Source organism: Arthrobacter sp. Y3225209, assembly GCF_059090685.1.
This window is the reverse complement of sequence record NZ_JBNHFW010000007.1, coordinates 1-22,881: the sequence shown is the minus strand read 5'-3', so window position 1 is coordinate 22,881 and position 22,881 is coordinate 1. Positions and strand designations below refer to the sequence as shown.

Below are 22,881 nucleotides of genomic sequence, written 5' to 3'. Positions count from 1 at the left end.
CCCGGCTCCCCGAACAGGGGGAGCCGGGCCTTTCGTATGTGGCGCTGTCCGGGCCTAGTCCCGGATGGAAGCGATGACCGCGCCGGCGGAGACCGTGGCGCCGGGAGCTGCCGTCAGACCGGTGACTGTGCCGGACTTGTGGGCCGTGATGGGCTGCTCCATCTTCATGGCCTCCAGCACCACCACCAGGTCACCCTCACGGACAGCCGACCCGTCTTCCACGGCCACCTTGACGATGGTTCCCTGCATCGGGGACGTCAGGTCATCACCGGCGGCTGCAGTGGAGACGCCACCGCGGGAACGCTTCCGGCCCTTGCCGTTGGAGCCGTTGCGGGCACCGTTGGACGCTGCCGGTGCACCGAGGCCCGCCGGCAGCACAACCTCGAGGCGTTTTCCGCCCACTTCCACCGTCACGCGGCGGCGCTCGTCGTCGTCGTTCGCCGCGCCGGCCTCGCCGTCCCAGACCGGAATCGTGTTGGCGAAATCCGTCTCGATCCAGCGGGTGTGGACGCCGAACGCGTCCTCGGCGGTGAACGCCGGATGCGCAGCAACGCTGCGGTGGAAGGGCAGCACGGTAGGCAGACCGGCCACATCCATTTCCGCCAGTGCGCGGCGGGCACGCTGCAGTGCCTGCTGGCGGGTGGCACCGGTGACAATGAGCTTCGCAAGCATGGAATCGAAGTTCCCGCCCACCGTTTCACCGGCTTCAATGCCGGAGTCCACACGTACGCCGGGGCCGGTGGGCAGTTTGAATGCCGTGACCGTGCCGGGTGCGGGCATGAAGTTGCGCCCGGGATCCTCGCCGTTGATGCGGAATTCAAAGGCATGGCCGCGGATTTCGGGGTCGTTGTAGCCCAGGGCTTCGCCGCGGGCGATGCGGAACTGCTCCCGGACCAGGTCCAGGCCCGTGACCTCTTCGGATACCGGGTGTTCCACCTGGAGCCGGGTATTCACCTCGAGGAAGGAAATGGTGCCGTCCGTACCCACGAGGAACTCGCAGGTTCCGGCGCCCTGGTAGCCGGCTTCCTTGAGGATTGCCTTCGAGGCCGCGTAAAGGCTGGCGTTCTGCTCTTCGGTGAGGAAAGGCGCAGGAGCTTCCTCAACAAGTTTCTGGTTGCGGCGCTGCAGGGAGCAGTCACGGGTGGAAACAACCACAACGTTGCCGTAGGCATCGGCCAGGCATTGGGTTTCCACGTGGCGGGGCGCGTCGAGGAAACGCTCAATGAAGCACTCGCCGCGGCCGAAGGCGGCTGTGGCCTCACGGACGGCCGATTCGAACATTTCGGGGATTTCCTCGCGGCTGCGTGCCACCTTGATGCCGCGTCCGCCGCCGCCGAAGGCAGCTTTGATGGCCAGAGGCAGGCCATGCCGGTCGGCGAAGTCCAGCACGTCCTGTGCGGTTTCCACCGGGTCCGGGGTGCCGGGTACCAACGGGGCACCGACCTTGGCGGCAATATGGCGGGCCTGGACCTTGTCTCCGAGGGAGGAGATGGCGCTGGGCGAGGGGCCGATCCAGGTGAGGCCGGCGTCGATGACGCGCGCGGCAAACTCCGCATTTTCGGACAGGAAACCGTACCCGGGATGGATGGCATCAGCGCCGGAGCGGGCAGCCGCGTCCAGGATTTTGTCCATGTTCAGGTAGGATTCGGCAGCAGTGCTGCCGCCCAGTGCATAGGCTTCATCGGCCAGGCGCACGTGCAGGGCATCGCGGTCGGGATCCGCGTAGACGGCAACGGCCGCAATGCCTTCGTCCCGCGCGGCGCGGATGACCCGTACGGCAATCTCGCCGCGGTTGGCAATGAGGATCTTGGTGAGTGCCTTGGCGGCTGTCGCGGAAGGCTCGGGGGTGTTCTGGCTCATTGGTGCACTGGCTCCTTTTGATCTGTTCGGAGCCTAGCGCGGTTTTGTGGTGATGAGCCATAATGCGTGCTGTTTCTGCGTGGGAGGTACCGGATAGTTGTGGGGATTCTACAAAGGTGGCGTCGTTGCCGCACCCTTCACCCTGCCGACCGCTGAACCGCTGGGGCTAAGTCGCGGGAGGTTGCGGGCTTCGGATCTCCGCGTTCCCAGCGGCTCCATCCGGGTGCCTGCGGGCGGGTCGTTTCGTCTTGCGGCCAGCTGCCGGCCGTACATCGATCTGACCCTGATGCCGTCGTGAGCCATTCCACGGCTGTTGCCCGCACCTGGTTGGACTGCGCCGGGATGCTGACACGGAATGAACCCATAGTGATGGCAGACCAGATTGTCAGTGAGCACCGTCGGAGCTTTGGTCCACCGCGCCTGGTCCTGGTCCCGCTCAAAACCGCCCAGCAGGCCATGACCAGGGGCCTCAGCCGGCATCGATAGTACAGATAACGCGCTTTTGGACACCGGATAAGGCCGTTATCTGTACTACCGGCGGGTGTTGAAGCGGGTTACTTCCAGAGGTCGATAATCCGGACCCCGGCGCTGGCCAACAGCTGGCGCAGCGTGGAGACGGAAAGCCCGACGACGGCGTGGGGATCGCCGTCGACTCGCTCGATGAACGCGCCGCCGAGGGAATCGATGGTGAAGGACCCCGCCACCTGCAGCGGCTCACCCGTAGCGATGTACGCCTCGATTTCATCTTCGGTGAGTTTCGCGAAGTGCACCTCGGCGGAACTCACGGCTCCGAGAGTCGCTCCCGAGCCGTCCTCATCCGTGTCGCGGCAGTCCACCAGCCAGTGTCCGGTGTGCAGGACGCCGGAGGATCCGCTCATGCGGCGGATCCGTTCGCGGGCAACGTCAGCCTCCCAGGGTTTGCCGTGCGCTTCGCCGTCGAACTCGAAGACCGAATCGCAGCCGATCACCAGGGCGCCCTCGGCGTCGGGACGAGCAGCCACGGCCTCGGCCTTGGCGCGGGCCAGCAGCAGGGCGGTGTCATGCGGATCGGTGAGGCCATAGCGGGCGGTGACGGCATCTTCATCCACGTCCGACACCAGGACGGAGTGGGAAATGCCGGCATCGGTCAGCAGCTTGGTACGGGCGGGGGAGGCGGAGGCCAGAATGAGGCTCAGGTTCGGGTTGGTCACGGCATCCAGCCTAGTGCTGGCGCGAACCGGCACGGTAACCGGTGGGGAACAGCGTTAAAACGCCGAACGCCGGGCCGCCCGGTAAATGGGCGGCCCGGCGTTCGGGATGCGGGGTGGATCAGCTCCGGGATTCGGTGACCTGGGCCGTATCCTTGGGGGCAGCATCGCGGGGTGCCGCGTCCTGGCGTACGTCCACCTGCGGGACCTCGATCTGCTCGGAGTCGTCGGCGAAGGGATCGCCCTGTCGCTTGGCGCCGTAGAGACCGGCATCAAGCAGCCCGTTGCGCTTGGCCACCAAGGTGGGCACCACGGTCTGTCCGGCCACGTTCACGGCGGTCCGGCCCATGTCCAGGATCGGGTCGATGGCCAGCAGCAGGCCGACGCCGGCCAGCGGCAGGCCCAGGGTGGACAGCGTCAGCGTCAGCATAACGACGGCGCCGGTGGTTCCGGCGGTCGCGGCCGAGCCCAGGACGGAGACCAGGGCGATCAGCAGGTACTCCTTGAAGCCCAGATCGATGCCGAAGAACTGTGCCACGAAGATGGCCGAGACGGCCGGGTAGATCGAGGCGCAGCCGTCCATCTTGGTGGTGGCGCCCAGCGGCACGGCGAAGGAGGCGTAGGCGCGGGGGACACCCAGGTTGCGTTCGGTGACCCGCTGGGTCAGGGGCAGCGTGCCCACGGAGGAGCGGGAAACGAAGGCCAGCTGGATGGCGGGCCAGGCGCCGGAGAACCACTGGCGGATGGAGAGGCCGTGGGCCTTGATCAGCACCGGGTAGACGCCGAACAGCACCAGTGCCAGGCCGATGTAGACGGTCAGGGCGAACATGCCCAGGGAGCCGATGGTGTCCCAGCCGTAGGTGGCCACGGCCGTGCCGATCAGGCCGACGGTGCCCACCGGAGCCAGGCGGATGATCCACCACAGCACCTTCTGGATGACGGCCAGCGCGGAGGCGTTCAGGTTAAGGAAGGGCTCTGCGGCCTTGCCCACCTTCAGGGCTGCGATGCCGACAGCGATCGCGATGACCAGGATCTGCAGCACGTTGAAGCTGACGCTGGTGGTCAGCGCACCGGATTCAGCCATCTTGGAGCTGGCACCCAGGCCCAGGAAGTTCGCCGGGATCAGTCCGGTCAGGAAGCCGAGCCAGCTGCCCTGGCTGCCCTGGTACTCCTCGGCCGGTTCAACATCGGCGTTGCTGCCGGGCTGCAGCAGGACACCGAGCAGGATGCCGATGACCACGCTGATCAGTGCCGTGATGGCGAACCAGAGCAGGGTCTGCCATGCCAGCCGGGCCGCATTGGAGACGGCGCGCAGGTTGGCGATGGAGCTGACGACGGCGGTGAAGATCAGCGGCACGACGGCGGCCTTGAGCAGCGACACGTAGCTGGTGCCGATGGTGTTCAAGGTGGTGGTCAGCCAGTTCGGCTCGTCACCGGCCGTGCCCATTGACTTGGCCAGCAGGCCCAGGGCCAGGCCCGCAATGAGGGCGGCAATGATCTGCGGTCCGAAGGAGGTCACCCATCGGGGCAGCCGCCGGGCGGGGGTTTCAGGGGAGGAGGTCTGTGAGGTCACGGAAAGACTCTAGCCGGAGTCCATTACCAGACGGGCGCGAAAGTTGCGAAATATTACGCCGGCAAACCGCAGTTCAATCAGGCTCGGGAGGTCAGGATCCGCGCCGGATCTGGGCAGCGGGGCAGCGGCCCGGGTTATTCCCCGGGCCGCTGTGACCAATATCCCTGTTTGACCGCCGAACTCAGTCGTCCAGGAGTGCCCTGCGCAGGGTGTCCAGCCCCACCGAGCCCAGCTGAAGCGCGCGGGTATGGAACGCCTTGAGATCAAAGGCGTCGCCTTCACGGGTGCGGACTTCGTCCCGGATCTGCTCCCAGAGACGCTGGCCGAGCTTGTAGGAGGGGGCCTGTCCCGGCCATCCGAGGTAGCGGGTGAACTCGAAGTTCAGCTGCCCTTCGCTGATGGACATGTTCTGCCGAAGGAAGTCATAGCCCTTTTCAGCGGTCCAGGTACCCTCGCCCCAGCGTGCCGGAATTTCCAGTTCCAGATGGACGCCGATGTCGAAGACCACCCGGGCGGCACGCATCCGCTGCGCGTCCAGCATGCCCATCTTGTCGCCGGGATCGCTCAGGTAGCCCAGCTGGTCCATCAGCCGTTCGGCGTAGAGCGCCCAGCCTTCCCCGTGTCCGGAAACCCAGCAGACATTGCGCCGCCAGGCGTTGAGCAGCCCGCGGGCAGCAGTCGCCGTCGCAATCTGCAGATGGTGCCCGGGAACGCCCTCATGGTAAACCGTGGTGGTTTCAGCCCAAGTGGTGAAAGTGTCTTCACCGGCGGGGACGGACCACCACATGCGTCCGGGGCGGGAGAAGTCCTCGCTGGGCCCGGTGTAGTAGATGCCGCCCTCCTGGGTGGGGGCAATCATGCACTCAATGCGGCGCATGGGTTCGCTGATTTCGAAGTGTGAACCGGCCAGGTCCTCAACGGCGCGGTCCGCCAGTCCCTGCATCCAGGCACGCAGCTCCTCGGTGCCGTGCAGCTGGCGGGCCGGGTCCTTGTTGAGGATGGCGACGGCTTCCTCCACGGTGGCGCCGGGGCGGATCTGTTCGGCAACGGCTTCCTGCTCGGCGATGATGCGGTCCAGTTCCTCCACGCCCCACCGGTAGGTTTCCTCCAGATCGACAGCGGACCCGAGGAACTGGCGGGAAAAGAGGGCATACCGTTCCGGGCCCACGGCGTCCTTTTCCGGGGCTGCGGGGAGCAGTTCGTCTTCAAGGAAGGTGGCCAGGTTGAGGTAGGCGCGGCGGGCGCATTCGGCGCCGGTGCGCAGTTCCGCACGCAGCCCCTCGGACAGCGGTTCCCCGCCGGGCAGGGCTGCGTTGGTTGCCAGGGCGTCGAAGTACCCGCCGTCCTCGGCGTAGGCAGAAGCCTGCTCAATGACGATCTTCACCTGCCGGCGCGCAGCCACGAGCGAACGCTCCAGTCCGCTGCGCAGGCTGGTGATGTATCCGGCGACGGCGTCATCAACGTTGTTCAGCCGGCCGGCAATGTGGCGCCACTGCTCTTCGGTTTCCGTGGGCATCAGGTCAAAGATGCTCCGGATTCCCTGTGCCGGGGAGGCGATGTTGTTCAGGTCGGCAAGGTCCCAGCCGGACTCGTGGATCTCCAGATCCAGGCCCAGCCGTTCATGCATGGCGTCCAGTGTTACCCGGTCCACGTCATCCGCCGGTTCCAGGCCGTCCAGCCGGCCGAGGGTTTCGCGGATGGCTTCGGCAGAGGATTCCAGTCCGGCAGGCGAATAATCGGCGTACTCGGTCTCCCTTCCCGGGATGCCCAGGGAAGTGGCGAAGGACGGATCCAGCTGCAGGAGGGTGTTGGTGAACGCATCGGCAACGGCGTCGATGGCGGTCGGCTGGCGGACCGGAACATGGCCAGCGGCGGGCAGAGACTCGGAAGATGATGTCTGTTGGGTCACAGACGGTAGCCTAACCGCACACCGGGTGCAGGGGCCTAATTCATGTCAGCGGAAACTGCGCCGCCATGAACCCGGACCCGGTGTGGGTGCAAGGCTAAGCATCCGTCGCCGGGCCCACGCCCGGTATGGCTGCCGGACGGCCGGGGCCGGAGCCTGCGAACCAAGCCCGGCGACAACGGCCGTCAGCGCTGCCAGCTCTTCCGCCGTGGGGTTGCCGGCCAGCACGGAGAGCAGTGGTTCGGCCGCTGCCGGTTCCAAAGGTGCGTTCTCGACACTCACAGCGGCATGTTCCCGTGCTTCTTGGCGGGCAGGGAAGCCCGCTTGTCCCGCAGGGCCCGCAGTCCGCGGATCAGCTGCAGGCGGGTGTCGGACGGGGCGATGACGGCGTCCACGTAGCCCAGCTGGGCCGCCTGGTACGGGTTGAGCAGTTCGTCTTCATACTGCTCAATGTATTGGCGCCGGACCTCATCAACGTCTTCCCCGGCGTCGGCGGCGGCCTTCAGCGGTGCACGGTAGAGGATGTTCACGGCGCCCTGGGCGCCCATGACGCCAATCTGCGCGGTGGGCCAGGCCAGATTGATGTCCGCGCCGAGCTTCTTGGAGCCCATCACGATGTAAGCGCCGCCGTAGGCCTTGCGGGTAATGACGGTCAGCTTGGGCACGGTGGCCTCGGCATAGGCGTAGAGCAGCTTGGCGCCGCGGCGGATAATGCCGTTGAACTCCTGGTCCTTGCCCGGCAGGAAGCCCGGAACATCAACAAAGGTCAGGATGGGGATGTTGAACGCGTCGCAGTTGCGCACAAAACGGGCGGCCTTCTCGGACGCGGCAATGTCCAAGGTGCCGGCGAACTGCATGGGCTGGTTGGCCACGATGCCCACCGTGTGCCCTTCTATCCGGCCGTAGCCGATGATGACGTTGGGCGCATAGAGGGCCTGCATCTCCAGGAAGTGCCCGTCATCCAGCACGTTTTCGATCACGGCACGGATGTCGTAGGGCTGGTTTGCGGAATCCGGAATCAGTTCGTCCAGCGCCAGGTCCGCGTCGGTGACTTCCGGATCCTGCTCGAAGGCCGTCAGCGGTGCCTCGGCAAGGTTGTTGGAGGGCAGGAAATCCAGCAGTTCCCGGACAAACTCGATGGCGTCCTCTTCATCGGAGGCGAGGTAGGTGGAGGTGCCGGTGTTGGCGTTGTGCTGCCGGGCGCCGCCCAGGGTTTCCATGTCCACGTCTTCGCCGGTGACGGTCTTGATGACGTCGGGTCCGGTGATGAACATGTGTGAGGTCTTGTCCACCATGACCACATAGTCGGTAAGCGCGGGGGAGTAGGCAGCCCCGCCGGCGGAGGGGCCCATGATCAGGGAAATCTGGGGGACGACGCCGGAGGCATGGACATTGTTGTGGAAGATATCGGCGAACATTGCCAGCGAGGCGACACCCTCCTGGATGCGGGCACCGCCGCCGTCGAGGATGCCGACCACCGGGCAGCCGTTGCGCAGTGCGAATTCCTGGACCTTGACGATCTTCTCGCCGTTGACCTGGCTGAGTGAGCCGCCGTACACAGTGAAGTCCTGGGCGTAGACCGCCACGGGCCGTCCGTCCACTGTGGCGTAGCCCGAGACCAGGCCGTCGCCCAGGGGCTTTTTCTTCTCCATCCCGAAGGCGGTGGACCGGTGCACGGCCAGAGCATCGAATTCCACGAAGGACCCGGCATCCACCAGCAGCTCAATGCGCTCACGGGCGGTGTGCTTGCCGCGGGCATGCTGCTTCTCGACGGCGGCAGGCCCGGAGGGCACCTCGGCCTCTGCCTGGCGGCGGCGGAACTCCGCGATCTTCCCCGCCGTCGTGTGCAGGAACAGGTCCTGATCAATACTCAAAGGTGGCCTCCGGTGTGCAGATTCAGACCCTGTCCGGCCATCCGGGGGAGGCGGCCGTCCAAGGCGTTAAGTAGGTTCCGCACAAAGAATGTGACGGTTCACCCAGTCTAGTGAGCCGGTCCGCCGGGAGTGAGTGTAGAAAACCTACAATTTGTATCCATGACGGTTGGTTGGACGCCGTCCGGACGGACACGGACGCGTCGATGTTACTCACTAGTAACATCGACGTGAGGTGCATTACCCTCATGCTATGAGCATCCCCAACAACACTCCGGAAACGACGTCGCGGTCCCTGGCCGGACGCACCATCCTGATGTCCGGCGGCAGCCGCGGTATCGGACTTGCCATCGCGCTGCGTGCAGCCGCGGACGGCGCCAACATCGCCATGCTGGCGAAGACGGCAGAGCCCCACCCGAAGCTGGAAGGCACTGTCTACACGGCGGCCGAGCAGCTCGAAGCTGCCGGCGGCAAGGCACTGCCCATCATTGGTGATGTGCGCCGCGACGAAGATGTTGCACGCGCCGTGGAGGAAACCGTGAAGCAGTTCGGCGGGATCGACATCGTCCTGAACAACGCCTCCGCCATTGACCTGTCCGGCACCGACGCCGTGACCATGAAGAGCTATGACCTTATGGCGGACATCAACACGCGGGGCACCTTTATGCTCTCGAAGTTCTCGCTGGAAGCCCTGCGCCGGTCCGACAATCCGCACATCCTCACCCTGTCCCCGCCACTGAACCTGGATCCGAAGTGGGCGGGCAATTACCTGGCCTACACCATGGCCAAATACGGCATGTCCCTGACCACCCTGGGCCTGGCGGAGGAGCTGAAGAACGACGGCATTGCCGTGAATTCCCTGTGGCCGGTCACCGGCATTGATACCGCTGCCATCCGCAACATGCCCGGCGGGGAGAAGCTGGCCGCGGCCTCGCGCAGCGCCGACATCATGGCTGATGCCGCCCATGCCATCCTTACCCGGCCCAGCCGCTCTTCAACCGGCAACTTCTTCACCGATGAAGAGGTGCTGCGCCAGGAGGGCGTGACCGACTTTGACCGCTACGCCCCCGGCGTACCCGCAGAGAAGCTGATGCAGGACTTCTTCCTCTAAACCGCTCCGTCCTGAGCCGGGCGCCCGGGAATGTCCGGGCGCCCGCGTAAGATCGAAGGCATGCAACTGCACTACTCCAGCATGGAAAGACCGGGCCTGGACCCGGACCGCCTCAGGGCGGCGCTGGTGGCCCCCAACGGGCCTTACGCCGCGTTGGACGTGGTGCAGGAAACCGGGTCCACCAACTCCGACCTGGCGGACTCCGCCCGCCTGCGCCCCTCGGCAGCGTCCGACCTCACGGTCCTTACCGCCGAACTGCAGACCGCAGGCAAGGGGCGCCTAGACCGGAGCTGGGTTGCCCCCGAGCGTTCCTCACTCTTTGTCAGTGTGCTGTTCCGGCCGGTAAATGCCGAAGGCCGTCCGCTGCCCACGTCCTCCTACCGCTGGCTTTCCCTGCTTGCGGCCCTGGCCATGGCTGAAAGTGTGGCCGCCCGCACCGGCGTCGAAGCCCGGTTGAAGTGGCCCAACGACGTCATGGTGGACAACCGTAAACTTGCAGGCGTCCTGGCCCAGCTCGTCCCGTTTTCCGACGGGTCGCCGCCGGCCGCAGTGGTGGGCACAGGCCTGAACGTCAGTCTCACCGACGAAGACCTGCCGGTGCCCACGGCAACCAGTCTGCTGATGGAGTATGCCTCCACCACTGACCGCAACATCCTGCTCCAGGACTACCTGCTGGCTCTGGCCGAAAAGTACCGTGCCTTCTGTTCCGTGGACGGAGATCCGGAGGCCGCATCGGACGGGCAGGCATCTCTGCGGGAACAGATCATGGCCCGCCTGTCCACCCTGGGCCGCGATGTCCGCGCGCAGCTCCCCGGCGGCGGCGTCCTTACCGGCCGGGCCGTGGCACTGGCCGCCACCGGTGCGCTGGTCATCGTTGACGGTGCCGGCGCTCCGCACACCGTCTCTGCGGCCGACGTGGTACACCTGCGCGCCGAGCCGGCATGAGGCCGGCCCGTTGAGTCCGGTACTTCCCGCAGCCGGGAGGGCAGCCACGTGCGTGTAAGGCTCTCTCAGGGGGAGTACATCATTGCCGCCGGGCGCCCGCATGCACGTTCGCTTTGGAAACCGCTGGCCCTGGCGGGGGCAACCGGCGCGGCGGCAGGGTATGCGCTGGGCTGGCTGGGCAGGGATACCCTGCCCGGCCAACTGGCGGAGTGGAGCCCGTACCTGCAGCCCGCCGTCGTTGTGCTGGCCCTGCTTGTGCTGCTGCGCTACTGTCTGCCGCCCGTACTTCGCTGGTTTACCGGCCGGATCATCCTGACCGACCGCAGGCTGGTCCGCCGGCAGGGAGTGCTGCTGCGCCGGGAACACGAAATTGCCCTGGCAGCGATCTACCAGCTCGAGATCAGGCAGACGGTCACAGACCGGATGCAGCGCAGCGGCACCCTCGTCCTCGACCTGGGCCACGGCCGGATTATGCAGTATCCGGCGGTGCCGGAGGTACACCGTTTCCGGTCCCTTGTGGTTTCCGCCATAGGCCAGCTGCCACTGACTGCCATGTTTGATGGTGTAGATATTGAGGGAGACGGGGGATACGACTATGAAGGGAGGGACTATGACTGACGCCGGCCACGGTGAGTCCGGACCCGCGAGCCATCCCGAACCGATGACGCTGTCCCTGCCGGCGGTCAAGCCGTCCCGGCCGGACTATTCAATGGCGGACACCGGAACCGAAATAGACCGCGAGGATGTCCGCCGGCTGGAAGCGCAGCTGATCGGCGGACCCCGCACCCTGAAGCGCCGCGAAGCGGCTGCCGAAGCCGGGGTGTCCCTGCTCTCTGCCCGCAAGCTTTGGCGTGCCATGGGCTTCCCCAACCTTGACGACGACGCGGTCTTCTTCACGGAACAGGACCGGGAGGCCCTGAGCACCGTGATTGAGCTGGTGCGCGATGAGCAGCTCACCGAGGAAGCCGCGATTTCCATCATGCGATCCATCGGCCAGATGACAGACCGAATGGTTGTCTGGCAGGTTGAGGCACTGGTGGAGGAGATGGTGTCCACCCGCGGCATCACCGATGCTGAGGCCCGCAGGAATCTTGTTGCCGCACTGCCGGCCCTGATTGAACCGCTGGAAAAAACCCTCGTGTACGCCTGGAAGCGCCAGCTCAATGCTGCCATCCAGCGTCTGGCCCTGCGCGCGGAGGCCGGACTGGCCAGCCATGACGGGAGCGCCTCGGACGACGCGCCGCTGCCGCTGGCACGCGCCGTCGGTTTCGCGGACCTGGTCTCCTACACCAGCCTGTCCCGCCAGATGAACGAAAAGACCCTGGCGCAGATGGTCCAGCGCTTTGAGCACAAATGTGCCGAAATCATTTCCGTGGGCGGCGGACGGCTGGTCAAGACCATCGGCGACGAAGTCCTCTTTAACGCCGAAACCCCCGAGGCCGGCGCGGAGATTTCCCTCGCCCTCGCGAAGGCCTTCACTGAGGATGAGCTGCTTCCCTCCGCCCGGGTTTCGCTGGTATGGGGGCGCGTCCTGTCACGTCTGGGCGACATATACGGTCCCACCGTCAACCTCGCCTCCCGGCTGACATCGCTGGCCGAACCGGGGACAGTCCTCACGGATGCCTCCACTGCGGCGGCGTTGAAGGATAATCCCCGATTTGTGCTGATTCCGCACCAGCCGCGCAACGTGCGAGGGTTCGGCGAGATCCATCCGGTAACCCTGGCCCGGGGCACCGGTTCCGGGCTTGTCCTGGATTAGCCGCGCATCGAATGGCCGACGCGCCATTTCCACCGGACCGCCGGGTGCCTGCCGTCGGTTAGTGTATGGAGAGATACTGTAAGACGGATCACCTAGTGAACAAACAGCTTTCCGGACAGGGCGTGAATGAACTCCGACGAAACGACATCCCCGGATACCGGCCTGCATGCAGTGTTTGGTTATGCTTCCGATCGCGGTCTGCGGCGCGAGTTGAATGAAGACTCACTGATCGCCGCAGACCCGGTCTTTGCCGTGGCGGACGGCATGGGGGGACACGAAGCGGGTGAGGTAGCCAGCAGCATCTGCGTCCGCACGCTGGGTGATTCCCCGATAGTGGGACAGCATCTGCCCGACTTCTCCGCGGAGCAGCTCAGGGAACTGCTGCTGGAGGCAGACCACCGGATCCGGGAGGCTACCGGAGGCCGGGCCGGCACAACGCTGACCGGCGGTGTGCTGGTAAGTGCCGACGGCAAACCTCACTGGCTGGTGTTCAACGTGGGTGATTCCCGCACGTACCGGCTCAGCGCCGGAAAGCTGGACCAGATCACCGTGGACCACAGCGAGGTGCAGGAACTGGTGGACCTGGGCCAGATCACCCCTGACGAAGCACTGGTCCATCCCCGTCGGCATGTGGTCACCCGTGCCCTGGGCACCGGCAACGACGCAGAAGCGGACGTCCGGCTGGTCCCGGCGGAACCTGGAGACCGGCTGCTGGTGTGTTCGGACGGACTGACCGGCGAGGTATCCGACACCCGCATCCTGGACATACTGGCCTCTGAGGCCAATCCGCAGGACGCCTGCGCCGCCCTGGTCCAGGCTGCCCTGCGGTCCGGGGGCCGGGACAATATCACCGCACTGGTGGTGGACACCGTGGGCGGAACCGTTGGACCCGAGCCCGTAGCCGTTACGCTCACCGGTGAGGCCGGCTACGAATAACCACCGAACCTCTGTGAACACCGCCTATGCGAAGGAGCCCCGATGAGCACCCATCCGGACGAACTGGAACAGCGCCGCCTGAATGACTGGAGCCGGCGCCTGACCCAGGCGCTGCAGATCCTGGACCTCGAGGTGGACCCGGCCATGCTCGTTGAGCTTGGCGAAAAATCCGGCCGCACGGTGGCACCCAACGCGGGCGTGGTGAGCGCCTTTATGGTTGGGTATGCTGCCGGGCTGACCACCACCAGCGGACGGAAGTCAGCGGAAGAAGCCGTGAAAAAAGCAGCGGACACCGCCTTCCAGCTGGCTGAAACCGGCCTGGAGGGGCCGGACCAGCCAGGCTGGAAGGGATCCGCGCAGTAACTGCGGCCGGTTACGCCGGCGCCGGGGTACGCCGCATCTTGTCTTCGGCGCCGGCGCCGGCTGCAGCCTCCACCCGGACCAGTACCGTCTTGGACACCGGGGTGTTGCTGCCTTCGGCCACGTGGTCCATGGGCACCAGCACATTGGCTTCCGGATAGTACGCAGCCACGCACCCCTTGGGCGTGGGGTAGGACACCACACGGAAACTGCGCAGCACGCGCTCTACGCCGTCGTGGTGGACGCCGTGGATGTCCACGTACTGGCCGTCCGCCAGGCCGAGTTCCGTAATGTCTCCGGCGTTCATAAACAGCACGTGCCTCCCGCCCTTGATGCCCCGGTAGCGGTCATTGTGGCCGTAAATGGTGGTGTTCCACTGATCGTGTGAACGCATGCTCTGCAGCAGGAGCGTCCCTTCCGGACGCTGGACAGCCTCCAGGTCATTCACCGTCAGCACGGCCTTGCCGGTGGGAGTGCGGAAGGTCCTGGAATCCCTCGGTCCGTTGGGCAGCACGAAACCGCCCTCATGCCGGATCCTCTCGTTGTAGTCCTCGCAGCCTTCCACCACCCGGGAAATGGAATCGCGGATCAGGTCATAGTCCTTTTCGAAGCCCGCCCAGTCGGCGTCGATCCGGTCCCCGATCACCCGGGCCCCGAGCCGGGCAACCAGGGCAGGTTCGGAGAGCAGGTTCGGCGAAACGGGATCCACTCCGCCATGTGAGGCATGCACTACGCAGACCGTGTCTTCCACGGAAACGAACTGCCGGCCTGTCTCCTGGATGTCTATCTCGGTGCGGCCCAGGACCGGGAGGATCAGGGCTTCCTTGCCGGTGACCAGATGGGACCGGTTGAGTTTGATGGAGATCTGCACGGACATGTCGGTCTTTTTCATGGCTTCTTCAGCCAACTGGGTATCCGAAATGGCGGAGATCAGGTTGCCGCCCAGCGCCATAAAGAACTTGATGCGTCCGTCCTGCATGCGGTGGAAGGTTTCAACCGCGTCGGCTCCATGCTCCCGCGGGGGATCGAAGCTGAATTCCTTGCCCAGGGCGTCAAGGAAAGTACCCGGCATCTGCTCCCAGATGCCCATCGTCCGGTCACCCTGCACGTTGCTGTGCCCGCGGATGGGTGCGGCACCGGCGCCGGGCTTGCCGATGTTTCCCCGCAGCAGCAGCAGGTTGATGATTTCCTTGATCGTGGCAACGCCCTTTTTCTGCTGGGTGATGCCCATGGCCCAGGTGATGATGACTTTCTCGGCCTTGAGGTAGCGCTCTGCGAGCTCGTCGATTTCCTCTGCACGCAGCCCGGTGGCTTCGAGCACTTCATCGTCATCGAGGAAGGAAAGATGTTCCTTGAGGTCTTCCAGGCCTTCGCAGTGCTTCTCGAGGAACTCATGGTCCAGCACGGTCCCCGGGTTCTTTTCTTCGGCTTCAAACACCCGCTTGGAAATGGCCTGCAGCAGGGCCATGTCCCCGCCAAGCCGGATCTGGAGGAACTGGTCTGCCAGCTCCGTGCCCTTCCCTGCGATGCCGCGGGGCTTCTGCGGGTTCTTGTACCGCTTCAGACCGGCCTCGGGGAGGGGGTTCACAGCTACGATGCTGCCACCGTTCCGCTTGCAGTTTTCCAGTGCCGTCAGCATGCGTGGATGGTTGGTGCCGGGGTTCTGTCCCATCAGGATAATCAGATCTGCCTGGCCGAAGTCCTCATAGGTCACCGTCGCCTTGCCGATCCCAATGGTCTGGCCCATGGCCCAGCCGGAGGACTCATGGCACATGTTGGAGCAGTCCGGCAGGTTGTTGGTGCCGTACGCCCGGACAAACAGCTGGTAGAGGAACGCCGCTTCATTGGAGGTCCGTCCGCTGGTGTAGAACGCTGCCTCGTGCGGGGAATCCAGGCTCTTGAGCCGCCGGGCCACAATGTCCAGTGCCTCGTCCCAGCCCACCGGGCGGTAATGGTCCTCACCTGCGGGCTTGTACAGGGGCTCGGTGAGCCGGCCCTGCATGCCCAGCCAGTATTCGGTGCGGTCGCGCAGTTCGGTGAGGCTGTGTTCGGCCCAAAAGTCGGAAGAAATCACCACCGGCGTGGCTTCCCACGTGACGGCCTTGACGCCTTCCTCGCAGTATTCGAACGGGCTGCGGTCCTTGGGGTCGGGCCAGGCGCAACTGGGGCAGTCGAAGCCGTGCTTCTGGTTCATGCGGAACGTGGTTCCCAGGGCCCGGGCCAGACCCATCTGCTCGATGGCCGGTTTCATGGAGTGATACACCGCCGGCAGCCCGGCGGCCCACTCCTTGGGCCGCGATTCGACCTGGATGTCCTTTTCGTTGACGTCCTCTATCCGGGGTTCTTTCCTGGCCACGCCGCACTTCCCTTCATCGCTTCACTGCGCGTCCGTCCTGGCCCGCGAACACAGTTGCCTAGCATCAGGCCTAGCAGTCCCGCGGGTCCGCCGCAAGCACCAAGGCCGCACAAGGCAAGGGCGTGGCGCCCCGAGACGGCGGTGCCGGGCCCCCGACACGGCGGTCGGCGGACGCCGGCAGGCACTGCAGCGCCGCCGTCGCCTGCCCGGCGGTGATGCACCGCTGACGCAAGCGCACACTATGCGGCAAGATTGGTTAGGTGAGCACAGCCAAGACATCCCCGGAAATCACGGACACTGAAGCAGCCGTTGAATCGGTCAGCACGGACACCCCGCCCGCCGGGGACCTGCGCGAGGAATATGACGCGCTCGCGGACCAGGTGCGCCGCTACCGTTTCGCCTATTACAACGAAGACTCCCCGCTGGTCTCCGACGCTGAGTTCGACCGGCTCTACCGCCGCCTGGAAGAGATCGAGGCGCTGCACCCGGAGCTGGTCACCAACGATTCACCCACCCAGGAAGTGGGCGGTGAAGTCTCGGCGGCCTTTGCCCCGGTGGAACACCTGCAGCGGATGTACAGCCTGGAGGACGTCTTCTCCCTGGATGAGCTGGAGGCATGGGTCCGCAAGACCGAAGGGTCCGTAGCCAACATTGCCCCCGGCGCCCGGATCAAATGGCTGACCGAACTGAAGATCGACGGGCTTGCCGTGAACCTGCTCTACCGCAACGGCGAACTGGTCCGGGCTGCCACCCGCGGCGACGGGACCACGGGGGAGGACATCACCCACAATGTGCTCACCATCGCCTCCATCCCGCGCACGCTCAAGGGTGAAAACCTGCCTGCGGAAATGGAAATCCGCGGCGAGGTATTCATCCCCTCGAAGGACTTCGCGCACCTGAACGAAACCATGGTCGAGGCGGGCAAGGCGCCTTTCGCCAATCCCCGCAACGCCGCTGCCGGCTCCCTGCGGCAGAAGGACCCCGAAGTCACCGCCAGGCGTCCGCTAAGCATGTACGTGCACGGCATCGGTGCCCGCGAGGGCCTGGACGTGGCCAGCCAGTCCGAAACCTATGACCTGCTTCAGCAGTGGGGACTGCCGACGTCGCCCTATTACAAGGTGCTGGACACTTACGAAGAGGTCCTGAAGTACATCGCGGAGAACGGCGAACACCGGCACGACCTCTCGCACGAAATCGACGGCATCGTGATCAAGGTGGATGACTTTGCCCTGCAGCGTGCCCTGGGCAACACGTCCCGGGTGCCGCGCTGGTCCGTGGCGTACAAGTACCCGCCGGAGGAAGTGAACACCAAACTGCTGGATATCCGGGTGAACGTGGGCCGGACCGGCCGCGTCACCCCCTACGGCATCATGACACCCGTGCTGGTCTCCGGCTCCACCGTGGAGATGGCCACCCTGCACAACCAGGACGTGGTGAAGGCCAAGGGCGTCAAGATTGGCGACACCGTGGTGCTGCGCAAGGCCGGCGACGTGATTCCCGAAATTGTGGGCCCCGTCGTCGCCCTCCGAGACGGCAGCGAACGCGATTTCGTTATGCCCACGCACTGCCCGTCCTGCGGCACCGAGCTGAAGCCGGCCAAGGAAGGGGACGTGGATATCCGCTGCCCCAACGCCAAATCCTGCCCCTCGCAGCTGCGTGAACGCGTGTTCCACCTGGCCGGCCGCGGTGCCTTCGACATTGAGGCGCTGGGCTGGGAGGCAGCTATTGCCCTCACCTCACCCGCCGAGCCGGAAAACCCGCCGCTGACCAGTGAGGCCGGCCTGTTCGACCTGAAAATCGAGGACCTGGCGGACGTGCGGATTGAACGGCCCAAGCGTGTCAAAGGCGTGGTGGACGGCACCGAACTCGTTCCGTACTTCTACACCAAGGGCACCGCCAAAAAGCCGTCCGTTGCTTCCGCCAATACCCGCAAGCTGTTCGAGGAACTCGAGAAAGCCAAATCCCAGCCACTTTGGCGGGTCCTGGTGGCACTGTCCATCCGGCACGTGGGCCCGACGGCGGCCCGCGCCCTCGCCGGCGCCTTCGGGTCGATGGAGGCCATCCGTGCTGCCACCGAGGAGCAGCTGGCGCATGTCGACGGCGTCGGCCCCACCATCGCCGCAGCCCTGACGGAATGGTTCGCCGAGGACTGGCACCGCGAGATCGTGGATGCCTGGGCCGCCGCCGGTGTGCGGATGGCCGACGAACGGGACGAGTCAATGCCCCGCACACTCGAGGGCCTGACCGTTGTTGTCACCGGCACATTGCCCAACTTCAGCCGGGACGAGGCCAAGGAAGCCATTCTCACCCGCGGGGGCAAGGCCTCCGGGTCGGTCTCGAAAAAGACCGACTACGTGGTGGCCGGGGAAAATGCGGGCACCAAGCTGGAGAAGGCCGAAGCCCTGGGCGTCCGGGTCATTGACGAAGACGGCTTCCGGATCCTGCTGGCCGAAGGGTCCGTCCCGGAGGACGGGGCAGGAACCGATGGGCAAAACGAGGAAGACAAACCGGAAGAAGGTACCGAATGAGCCCGCTGCCTGACGCGGCCGATCCGCTGGAATTGCTGGAAGTTGCCCGCGAGGCCGCCGCTGCGGGAGCGGCTGTGCTGGCGGGACGCTCGGTCGCCGGCCTGAATCCGGTGAACAAAAGCGCCGACGGAGACTGGGTCACCGAATTTGATACCGCCGCAGAGATTGCCGTGCGGGAGGTCCTGGCCCGCCTGCGTCCGCATGACGTTGTCACGGGGGAGGAGCTGGAAGCGGCCGTCCCATCCAATCCGTCAGGCATCCGATGGTCCATAGATCCGCTGGACGGCACCACCAACTTCATCCGCAACATTGTCTACTACGCCACCTCCGTGGCTGCGGTGACCGACGACGGCGAGTGGCTGGCCGGCGTCGTCCACGCCCCGGCGCTGGTCCGGGTGTACTCGGCCGCCCGCGGGAACGGGGCCTGGCTGTCCGAGCACGGCAGCGTCCGCAAGCTCTCCGGCCCCGATCCGCAGCGGGTGGGGAAGCTGCTGGGTACCGGGTTCTCCTACAACGCGGAGGTCCGGTCCGAGCAGTATGCGGCCTTGCCGGAGCTTGCCGGGCAGTTCGCGGACGTCCGTCGGCTGGGATCCGCCGCGCTGGACCTGTGCATGGTGGCCGACGGCACGCTAGACGCCTATATCGAGCGCAGCCTCAACGAATATGACTATGCCGCGGGCGCCTTGATCGCCGAGGAAGCCGGCGTTCCCGTTCAGCGTCCGCCGCGGCCGGCCAACGACGCCGAACGTGAGGACGCGGTGACTGTCGCCGGAGCTGCGCTGCTGGGCTAGGTGTGGAGCCGCGGTTCCGCCACGGCACTTCCGCCGGCGGGGGATGCCCGCCATTCTTCGGCCAGGAGGGCGTAGCGGAGGTCATCCAGCCAGCGCCCCGAACGGTGGAGGGACCCCTGGCGGGACCTCCCCTCACGCCGCATCCCCGCTTTTTCCATGACCCGCCAGGAAGCGGTGTTGTCGGCGAAACACTCCGCCACCACCCGGCGCAGGCCCAGGTCCTCGAAGCAGATGCGCAGTAGTGCAGCTACGGCTTCGCTTGCGTACCCCCGCCCGGCGAACTCCGGTGCAATGACGTAGCCAATCTCGGCCTGCGTGTCGCGCGCCAACTCCTCCACCTCCTGCTGCGCCCATGCGTCCTGGCAGGCAAGATAAAGGTCACCGACCAGGGCTCCGCCCAGTTCCACGGCAAAAGTGGCCGCCAAATGCTCCGGCTGCCGGAGCCGCTCCACGAAGGCGTCCACGTCCGTGGGCCGGGCCGTCATCCATTGCGCGACCTCCGGCTTCCGCCGGTACTCATACATGCGCGGCAGGTCGTCGGCTTCGGCGGGACGGATGGTGAGGCGGGGTGTGATGACGGGCCAGCGGGGGCCGGAGGGATTCGCGGTCATGGCACCATGATGGCCTATTGGGTTCCCCGGACGCGGTTGGCGGATCGGGCACTCGTCTACCGCCGGGCGGCAACGATGATCTCCCGGCTCACCGCTGCCAGGAACGGCCCGCCGTCCCAGTCCCCGTACCAGTCGGCGGAGCTGAAGCCTGCTTGATGCAGCAGCCGTTCCAGCAGGTCCGCGGGCGGGAATTTGAGGGTGCTCCTGCTGGCGAACCGTGCGCCGTCGGACAGGAACCGGGTGCGGTCCTCGAAGGTCACCAACACGCCGTCGGGGCGGTCCTCCGCCGAGATCAGTTCCCAGTCCACCTCGAGGGTGCCCGCTGAGGATTCCTGCAGCTCAGGTCCGGCGTGGCCGGAATCCCACTCCAGCCATGCCTTCGCTGCCGGGTTCCTTGACTCGAAACAGAAGATGCCGCCGGGCGCCAGCCGGGACCGCACCGCGGCCAACGTCTGCAGCATCTCGGCTTCGGTGAGCAGGCACTGGAAGGCATGGCCCGTCATCACCGCGGCGTCGAAGGGGCCCGCCGGCAGGTCCCCAGCCGTCCCGGGGAGCCAGGTGACCAGTTCGCTGTCCGGCCGGGACCGTGCCGCCTCCAGCATGCCGGCGGCGGGATCAATGCCCGTCACGGCGTGTCCGGCACGCGCCAGCCGGACGGCGAAGCTGCCGGTGCCGCAGCCAATATCCGCGATCCGCAGCGGCTCCTGACGCCCGTTGATCCCACCCAATAGCCCCGCATAAAAATCGGTGTCCCACCGCCCGGCGTTGTCCTCGTCGTACAGCGCCACCAGACGTGGCTCGTTGTAGTGCGCGTCAACCATGGTTTCCTTTGTTTGCCCGGATTCAGGAGGAAGCCTATCGGGATTAAGCCCTGAGGAAAGACCCGCCCTGTCCGGGCCTGTTTCCCAGCCGCACAGCGGATAATTGCATCCCGTGCAGCATCGACTCACAAGGAGGTACCGGCATGCCCCGTAAAGCAACCGCCGCTCCGCGGAAAACTTTCCGCACGGCTCCCGAAACCGGCCCCGCCACGCCTGTGGCCCAGACACCGACGGAACTGGATGCCGCCTACTTCGCCGGCTTGATTGATGAGCGGATAGCGAAGACCCGCGAACAGATTGTGATGCTGACCGATCTGATCCGCGAAGTCACCCTGGCGGCCAAGGACATTCCTGCCGATGATGAGCATGATCCCGAAGGCACCACCGTGTCCGTTGAACGGGCCAACGAAGTGGCCATGCTCGCCGCAGCGGAAAACTCGATGATCGAACTGGTGGAGGCACGGGAACGGCTGGACGCCGGTGCCTACGGAATCTGCGAAAACTGCGGCAACCCCATTCCGGCTGCCCGGCTGGAAATCCGGCCGGAAACCCGCTTCTGCGTGAACTGCGCAGCTGCGCGCCGGCGGTAGGAAAGAAGCCCCTGCCACGGGTGAACGTGTGCCCCCTCACCCCGGTCCCCGGCGGGACCGGGGAGGGGGATAGAATCTACGTGCACTTCAACCTGACCGTAAGGATTCGTAACACGCATGAGCATCACCATCCGGCTTGCCACCGAGGCTGATTTTGAAGATATCCGCCGGATTACCCGTGAGGCCTATCTGCACGGAAAGCACATCGAAGCCGACAACCCCTACGTCAAGGAACTCGAGAACGTCGAGGACCGGGCCAGGCACACCGAACTGTGGGTCGCGGAACTGGGCGGGAAGGTCGCAGCCTCGGCCGCCATCACCTACGCCGGCCAGCCCTACACGGATATTGCCATTGAAGGTGAATTGGAATTCCGCATGCTCGCCGTGGATCCTTCCGTGCAGCGCGGGGGAGTGGGCCGTGCCCTGGTGAACGCCATTGTTGACTACGCCCGGAGCAAGGACGGCATCGAAGCGGTCAGCCTGACCAGCATGACGACCATGCTCAATGCGCACGCGCTGTACCTGTCCCTGGGCTTTGTCCGCGTGCCCGAGCGGGACTGGACCGTTCCCGGCGAAGACTACATCCTCTGGGTCTTCCGCAAGGCCGTCTAACCGTCTGCTTCAAACCCTGCCGGTCCGGCGCCTGGTGGTTCGCCGTATGTACCGGTGAGGCGGGCAACCGCCTCACCGGGCAGCATCTGCTGTACAGCGGCTGTGCGGTGTGTGTCGGCTGCCTCCGTGACCTACCCCCGAACGCCGTAGACTGGAACGGATACCGGTTACATACCGAAACGTTCCTATATAAGACGCATGGGAGACTCATGTCTGAGATCAATCGTGAGGCCGTGGCGCATCTGGCGCGGCTGGCCCACATTGAGATGACCAACGACGAGCTGGACAAGATGGCCGGCGAACTCGATGTCATCGTGGATTCGATCAAATCCGTAAGCGAAGTTGCCGGCGAGGACATCCCGGCCACCTCCCACCCCATCCCGCTGACCAACGTCTTCCGCGAGGACGTTGTGGGGCAGACGCTGACCAATGAGGAAGCCCTGTCCGGTGCGCCTGACAATGCCGCCGGCCGCTTCAAGGTCCCTGCCATCCTGGATGAGGAGTAAAAGCTTCCATGAGTGAACTGATTACATCGAGCGCCGCGCAGCTGGCCGCCAAGCTGGCCGCCCGCGAGGTCACCGCCGTCGAGGTCACGCAGGCGCATCTGGACCGCATCAGCGAGGTCGACGGCGCCGTCAACGCCTTCCTGCACGTGAACACGGACGAGGCGCTGCAGGTAGCTGCCGACGTCGACAAGGCCCGTGCCGCCGGCGAGCAGCTGCATGAACTGGCCGGCGTCCCCATCGCCATCAAGGACCTGATTGTCACCAAGGGCCAGCCCACCACGGCCGGCTCGAAGATGCTCGAAGGCTGGATGAGCCCCTACGACGCCACGGTGATCTCCAAGATCCGTGCCGCGCGGATGCCGATGCTGGGCAAGACCAACCTGGACGAGTTCGCCATGGGCTCCTCCACGGAGCACTCCGCCTACGGGCCCACCCGCAACCCGTGGGACCTGGACCGGATCCCCGGCGGCTCGGCGCACTGACGCAGATCATCATGGCGGACATCATCTCCCCGCGTGAACGCGGCCGCTACATGGGCCTGTTCGGCGCGGTGATGGC

Annotated in this window: 20 protein-coding genes and 1 pseudogene; 12 read left to right on the top strand and 9 right to left on the bottom strand. The window is 65.6% G+C overall.

Annotated features, from left to right (window positions below; all coding sequences use genetic code 11):
- Positions 1-54: 54 nt before the first annotated feature.
- The 6 genes from AC5RVB_RS05960 to AC5RVB_RS05935 all read right to left on the bottom strand — a co-directional run bounded on the left by AC5RVB_RS05960 (position 55) and on the right by AC5RVB_RS05935 (position 8,400).
- Complete coding sequence (locus tag AC5RVB_RS05960; RefSeq protein ID WP_494142209.1) at positions 55-1,860, bottom strand: acetyl/propionyl/methylcrotonyl-CoA carboxylase subunit alpha; 1,806 nt, start codon at positions 1,858-1,860, stop codon at positions 55-57.
- A gap of 554 nt (positions 1,861-2,414) precedes the next feature.
- Complete coding sequence (locus tag AC5RVB_RS05955) at positions 2,415-3,050, bottom strand: Maf family protein (protein ID WP_494142208.1); 636 nt, start codon at positions 3,048-3,050, stop codon at positions 2,415-2,417.
- Positions 3,051-3,168: 118 nt separating this feature from the next.
- Positions 3,169-4,620 carry a dicarboxylate/amino acid:cation symporter gene (locus AC5RVB_RS05950; RefSeq protein ID WP_227928941.1) on the bottom strand — a complete coding sequence of 484 codons (1,452 nt, stop codon included), beginning with the start codon at positions 4,618-4,620 and terminating at the stop codon, positions 3,169-3,171.
- A 181-nt stretch (positions 4,621-4,801) separates the two neighbouring features.
- Entirely contained in the window at positions 4,802-6,529 is a 1,728-nt protein-coding gene (locus AC5RVB_RS05945; protein ID WP_227928942.1) for a DUF885 domain-containing protein, read from the bottom strand.
- Positions 6,530-6,574: 45 nt separating this feature from the next.
- Positions 6,575-6,808 (bottom strand): acyl-CoA carboxylase subunit epsilon, encoded by a 234-nt coding sequence (locus tag AC5RVB_RS05940; RefSeq protein WP_227904310.1) that lies wholly within the window; start codon positions 6,806-6,808, stop codon positions 6,575-6,577.
- Positions 6,805-8,400, bottom strand: coding sequence for an acyl-CoA carboxylase subunit beta (locus AC5RVB_RS05935; protein ID WP_494142207.1), 1,596 nt, complete (start codon positions 8,398-8,400; stop codon positions 6,805-6,807). The genes AC5RVB_RS05940 and AC5RVB_RS05935 overlap by 4 nt, the downstream gene beginning before the upstream one ends.
- 250 nt (positions 8,401-8,650) lie before the next feature.
- Here AC5RVB_RS05935 and AC5RVB_RS05930 point away from each other — a divergent pair, with 250 nt between their 5' ends.
- The 6 genes from AC5RVB_RS05930 (at position 8,651) to AC5RVB_RS05905 (ending at position 13,511) form a co-directional block, all read left to right on the top strand.
- Entirely contained in the window at positions 8,651-9,508 is an 858-nt protein-coding gene (locus tag AC5RVB_RS05930) for an SDR family oxidoreductase (protein WP_227904312.1), read from the top strand.
- Positions 9,509-9,589: 81 nt separating this feature from the next.
- Entirely contained in the window at positions 9,590-10,453 is an 864-nt protein-coding gene (locus tag AC5RVB_RS05925) for a biotin--[acetyl-CoA-carboxylase] ligase (protein WP_494142206.1), read from the top strand.
- Positions 10,454-10,501: 48 nt separating this feature from the next.
- On the top strand, positions 10,502-11,071 hold the full coding sequence (locus AC5RVB_RS05920) for a PH domain-containing protein (protein ID WP_227904314.1): 570 nt from the start codon (positions 10,502-10,504) through the stop codon (positions 11,069-11,071).
- Entirely contained in the window at positions 11,064-12,212 is a 1,149-nt protein-coding gene (locus AC5RVB_RS05915) for an adenylate/guanylate cyclase domain-containing protein (RefSeq protein ID WP_227904315.1), read from the top strand. The genes AC5RVB_RS05920 and AC5RVB_RS05915 overlap by 8 nt, the downstream gene beginning before the upstream one ends.
- A 126-nt stretch (positions 12,213-12,338) precedes the next feature.
- A complete protein-coding gene (locus AC5RVB_RS05910) occupies positions 12,339-13,148 on the top strand; it encodes a PP2C family protein-serine/threonine phosphatase (RefSeq protein ID WP_227904316.1) in 810 nt (269 codons plus the stop codon).
- Positions 13,149-13,190: 42 nt separating this feature from the next.
- The gene (locus AC5RVB_RS05905; RefSeq protein WP_227904317.1) at positions 13,191-13,511 is read left to right on the top strand and encodes a DUF6457 domain-containing protein; all 321 of its coding nucleotides are present in this window, start codon (positions 13,191-13,193) and stop codon (positions 13,509-13,511) included.
- 10 nt (positions 13,512-13,521) lie between these two features.
- Here AC5RVB_RS05905 and AC5RVB_RS05900 read toward each other — a convergent pair whose 3' ends face one another.
- Positions 13,522-15,864, bottom strand: a complete 2,343-nt coding sequence (locus AC5RVB_RS05900; protein WP_227928947.1) for an FdhF/YdeP family oxidoreductase — start codon at positions 15,862-15,864, stop codon at positions 13,522-13,524.
- A 287-nt stretch (positions 15,865-16,151) separates the two neighbouring features.
- Between AC5RVB_RS05900 and ligA the strand changes: the two genes are divergently transcribed.
- Entirely contained in the window at positions 16,152-18,392 is a 2,241-nt protein-coding gene (gene ligA, locus AC5RVB_RS05895) for an NAD-dependent DNA ligase LigA (RefSeq protein ID WP_494142248.1), read from the top strand.
- Positions 18,389-19,183: an inositol monophosphatase family protein gene (locus tag AC5RVB_RS05890; RefSeq protein ID WP_290245387.1), complete on the top strand. Its 795-nt coding sequence runs from the start codon at positions 18,389-18,391 to the stop codon at positions 19,181-19,183. Before ligA ends, AC5RVB_RS05890 begins: the two co-directional genes overlap by 4 nt.
- Here the strand turns inward: AC5RVB_RS05890 and AC5RVB_RS05885 are convergent.
- Both AC5RVB_RS05885 and AC5RVB_RS05880 read right to left on the bottom strand, forming a co-directional pair.
- Positions 19,180-19,794 carry a GNAT family N-acetyltransferase gene (locus tag AC5RVB_RS05885; protein ID WP_494142205.1) on the bottom strand — a complete coding sequence of 205 codons (615 nt, stop codon included), beginning with the start codon at positions 19,792-19,794 and terminating at the stop codon, positions 19,180-19,182. The genes AC5RVB_RS05890 and AC5RVB_RS05885 overlap by 4 nt on opposite strands.
- Positions 19,795-19,850: 56 nt before the next feature.
- Positions 19,851-20,615, bottom strand: coding sequence for a class I SAM-dependent methyltransferase (locus tag AC5RVB_RS05880; protein WP_494142204.1), 765 nt, complete (start codon positions 20,613-20,615; stop codon positions 19,851-19,853).
- Positions 20,616-20,758: 143 nt separating this feature from the next.
- Between AC5RVB_RS05880 and AC5RVB_RS05875 the strand changes: the two genes are divergently transcribed.
- The 4 genes and pseudogenes from AC5RVB_RS05875 to AC5RVB_RS05860 all read left to right on the top strand — a co-directional run.
- Positions 20,759-21,205, top strand: coding sequence for a TraR/DksA family transcriptional regulator (locus AC5RVB_RS05875; RefSeq protein WP_227904323.1), 447 nt, complete (start codon positions 20,759-20,761; stop codon positions 21,203-21,205).
- 117 nt (positions 21,206-21,322) lie between these two features.
- Entirely contained in the window at positions 21,323-21,817 is a 495-nt protein-coding gene (locus tag AC5RVB_RS05870) for a GNAT family N-acetyltransferase (RefSeq protein ID WP_227904324.1), read from the top strand.
- Positions 21,818-22,026: 209 nt separating this feature from the next.
- Complete coding sequence (gatC, locus tag AC5RVB_RS05865) at positions 22,027-22,323, top strand: Asp-tRNA(Asn)/Glu-tRNA(Gln) amidotransferase subunit GatC (RefSeq protein WP_146363477.1); 297 nt, start codon at positions 22,027-22,029, stop codon at positions 22,321-22,323.
- An 8-nt stretch (positions 22,324-22,331) separates the two neighbouring features.
- A pseudogene (locus tag AC5RVB_RS05860) lies at positions 22,332-22,796 on the top strand (amidase); the annotation flags it as partial.
- Positions 22,797-22,881 lie beyond the last annotated feature (85 nt).

What these genes read in the sequence shown, in the direction of transcription:
- AC5RVB_RS05960 (WP_494142209.1), bottom strand. Translation starts at nt 1,860, where the DNA reads ATGAGCCAGAACACCCCCGAGCCTTCCGCGACAGCCGCCAAGGCACTC.
- AC5RVB_RS05930 (WP_227904312.1), top strand. Translation starts at nt 8,651, where the DNA reads ATGAGCATCCCCAACAACACTCCGGAAACGACGTCGCGGTCCCTGGCC.
- AC5RVB_RS05925 (WP_494142206.1), top strand. Translation starts at nt 9,590, where the DNA reads ATGGAAAGACCGGGCCTGGACCCGGACCGCCTCAGGGCGGCGCTGGTG.
- AC5RVB_RS05915 (WP_227904315.1), top strand. Translation starts at nt 11,064, where the DNA reads ATGACTGACGCCGGCCACGGTGAGTCCGGACCCGCGAGCCATCCCGAA.
- AC5RVB_RS05910 (WP_227904316.1), top strand. Translation starts at nt 12,339, where the DNA reads ATGAACTCCGACGAAACGACATCCCCGGATACCGGCCTGCATGCAGTG.
- AC5RVB_RS05905 (WP_227904317.1), top strand. Translation starts at nt 13,191, where the DNA reads ATGAGCACCCATCCGGACGAACTGGAACAGCGCCGCCTGAATGACTGG.
- AC5RVB_RS05890 (WP_290245387.1), top strand. Translation starts at nt 18,389, where the DNA reads ATGAGCCCGCTGCCTGACGCGGCCGATCCGCTGGAATTGCTGGAAGTT.
- AC5RVB_RS05885 (WP_494142205.1), bottom strand. Translation starts at nt 19,794, where the DNA reads ATGACCGCGAATCCCTCCGGCCCCCGCTGGCCCGTCATCACACCCCGC.
- AC5RVB_RS05880 (WP_494142204.1), bottom strand. Translation starts at nt 20,615, where the DNA reads ATGGTTGACGCGCACTACAACGAGCCACGTCTGGTGGCGCTGTACGAC.
- AC5RVB_RS05875 (WP_227904323.1), top strand. Translation starts at nt 20,759, where the DNA reads ATGCCCCGTAAAGCAACCGCCGCTCCGCGGAAAACTTTCCGCACGGCT.
- AC5RVB_RS05870 (WP_227904324.1), top strand. Translation starts at nt 21,323, where the DNA reads ATGAGCATCACCATCCGGCTTGCCACCGAGGCTGATTTTGAAGATATC.
- gatC (WP_146363477.1), top strand. Translation starts at nt 22,027, where the DNA reads ATGTCTGAGATCAATCGTGAGGCCGTGGCGCATCTGGCGCGGCTGGCC.